We start from the raw sequence: 2,351 nt of genomic DNA on the forward strand, positions 1-2,351 counted from the left end.
CCCCGCCCGCGCCCCCCCCCCCCCCCCCCCCCCCCCCCCCCCCCCCCCCAGCCCCCGCCCCCGCCAGGCCCCCCCCACCCCCCCCCGGGGGGGGGCGGGGGCGGGGCGGGACGGGGGCGGGACGAGGAGCCGGTGGCGGGTGCGCAGGCCGGCGTCCGGAGCCCGCCCGCAGCACCCGGCCGCACCGACGCGCCCGGCGGCGGGCGGAGAGCCGGCCGGAGCGCCCGCCACCGGCCCCCACCGACCCCGGACGCCCGGGGGCGGCGCGCGTCAGCCCAGCGCGGTGGCGAGGTCCGCGACGAGGTCGTCGGCGTCCTCGAGGCCGACGGACAGCCGCACGAGGTCGTCGGGGACCTCCAGCAGCGAGCCGGCCACGGAGGCGTGGGTCATCTTGCCGGGGTGCTCGACGAGGGACTCCACGCCGCCCAGCGACTCGGCCAGGGTGAACAGCTCGGTCCCCTTGCAGACGCTCAGGGCGTCCTCGACGCTCGCGGTGCGGAAGGAGATCATCCCGCCGAAGCGGCGCATCTGCTTCGCGGCGACGTCGTGGTTGCGGAACTCCGGCAGGCCCGGGTAGAGCACCTTCGTCACGCGCGGGTGCGACTGCAGGAACTCCACGACGCGCTCGGCGTTGTCGCAGTGCCGCTCCATGCGCACCGCGAGCGTCTTCAGCCCGCGCTGGACCAGCCAGGAGTCGAAGGCGCCGGGCACCGCGCCCATCGCGTTCTGGTGGAAGCCGATGCGGGCGGTGAGGGTGCCGCCGCGGCCGTCGTCCCCGTCGCGGACGACGACGACGCCGCCGACGACGTCGGAGTGGCCGCCCGCGTACTTGGTGGTGGAGTGCACGACGAGGTCGGCGCCCAGCAGCAGCGGGGTCTGCAGGTACGGGGAGGCGAAGGTGTTGTCCACCACCAGCAGCGCGCCCGCCCCGTGGGCGATCTCGGCGATGGCGGCGATGTCGCCGATCGTCAGCAGCGGGTTGGTGGGCGTCTCCAGCCACACCAGCCGGGTGCTGCCGGGGCGCACCGCCGCGCGCACCGCGTCCAGGTCGCCCAGGTCCACGGGGGTGTGCTCCACGCCCCACGGCTCGAAGACCTTCTTCACCAGCCGGTAGGTGCCGCCGTAGGCGTCGTTCGGGAACACCACGTGGTCGCCCGGCAGGAGCAGGGCGCGCAGCACGGCGTCCTCGGCGGCCAGGCCGGAGGCGAACGCGTAGGCGGCGTCGCCCTGCTCCAGGGAGGCGAACTGCACCTCCAGGGCGGTGCGGGTCGGGTTGCCGGAGCGGGAGTACTCGTAGCCGGTGCCGAGGCCGGTGCGCATCCCGCCGACGCCGTCCTGCTTGTAGGTGGACGTCTGGTAGATCGGCGTCACGACGGCCCCGGTCGCCGGGTCGGCCTCCTGGCCGGCGTGCAGGGCGCGGGTGGAGAAGCCGGGCAGCTGGTCGGTCACGGCCGAGAGCTTACGTGCGCGGGCGGGAAGGTCCGCGGCCCCGGCGCCGTTGCACGGGGTACCCGCAGGGAGGAGACCCCGTGTCGATCGGCCGCGTGTTCGGCAACCCGTACAAGACCCGCATGGTGACGCGCGAGGAGGCGCTGGCCGGGCGGAGCACCCGCCCGTTCCCGGTCCCCCGCGAGCACGCCGTCCTGGGCACCCCGCTGGAGGGCCCGTGGCCCGAGGGCACCGAGGTGATCTCGTTCGCCATGGGCTGCTTCTGGGGCGCCGAGCGCATCTTCTGGCAGCAGCCGGGCGTCGTCACCACGGCCGCCGGGTACCAGGGCGGGTTCACCGAGAACCCCACCTACGAGGAGTCGGTGACCGGGATGACCGGGCACGCCGAGACCGTCCTCGTGGCCTACGACCCCGCGCGGACCACCCCCGAGCAGCTGCTGAAGGTGTTCTGGGAGAACCACGACCCCACGCAGGGCTTCCGCCAGGGCAACGACCGCGGTACCGAGTACCGCTCGGCCGTCTACACGACGACCGCGGCGCAGGCCGAGGCCGCGCGCACCACGCGTGAGACCTTCCAGCGCGAGCTGACCGCGCACGGGCACGGCACGATCACCACGGAGGTCCGCTCCGCGGCGGAGGCCGGCCCGTTCTGGTACGCCGAGGAGCACCACCAGCAGTACCTGCACAAGGTCCCCGGCGGGTACTGCAACCACGGCCCCAACGGGCTGACCTGCCAGATCGGCCTCGTGGCTGGCGGGGCGTGAGCGCGACGGCGGCCTGATGGCCGCCGGACGCGGGGAGGGGGGGGGGGGGGGGGGGGGGGCCCGGGGGGGGGGGGGGGGGGGGGGGGGGGGGCGGGGGGGGGGGGGGGGGGGGGGGGGGGGGGGGGGGGGGGGGGGGGG

Annotated in this window: 2 protein-coding genes; one reads left to right on the top strand and one right to left on the bottom strand. The window is 76.6% G+C overall.

The annotated features are described in order from the left end of the window. Positions 1-270: 270 nt before the first annotated feature. Positions 271-1,449 carry a cystathionine gamma-synthase gene (locus tag AB8M62_RS20065; RefSeq protein WP_369056620.1) on the bottom strand — a complete coding sequence of 393 codons (1,179 nt, stop codon included), beginning with the start codon at positions 1,447-1,449 and terminating at the stop codon, positions 271-273. Between the two features lie 122 nt (positions 1,450-1,571). Between AB8M62_RS20065 and msrA the strand changes: the two genes are divergently transcribed. Beyond that, a complete protein-coding gene (msrA, locus tag AB8M62_RS20070; protein ID WP_369056621.1) occupies positions 1,572-2,213 on the top strand; it encodes a peptide-methionine (S)-S-oxide reductase MsrA in 642 nt (213 codons plus the stop codon). The last annotated feature ends 138 nt before the right edge of the window (positions 2,214-2,351 follow it).

The sequence above is a fragment of the Kineococcus terrestris genome (genome assembly GCF_041020755.1).
Classification (GTDB): domain Bacteria; phylum Actinomycetota; class Actinomycetes; order Actinomycetales; family Kineococcaceae; genus Kineococcus; species Kineococcus terrestris.

What these genes read in the sequence shown, in the direction of transcription:
- msrA (WP_369056621.1), top strand. Translation starts at nt 1,572, where the DNA reads ATGGTGACGCGCGAGGAGGCGCTGGCCGGGCGGAGCACCCGCCCGTTC.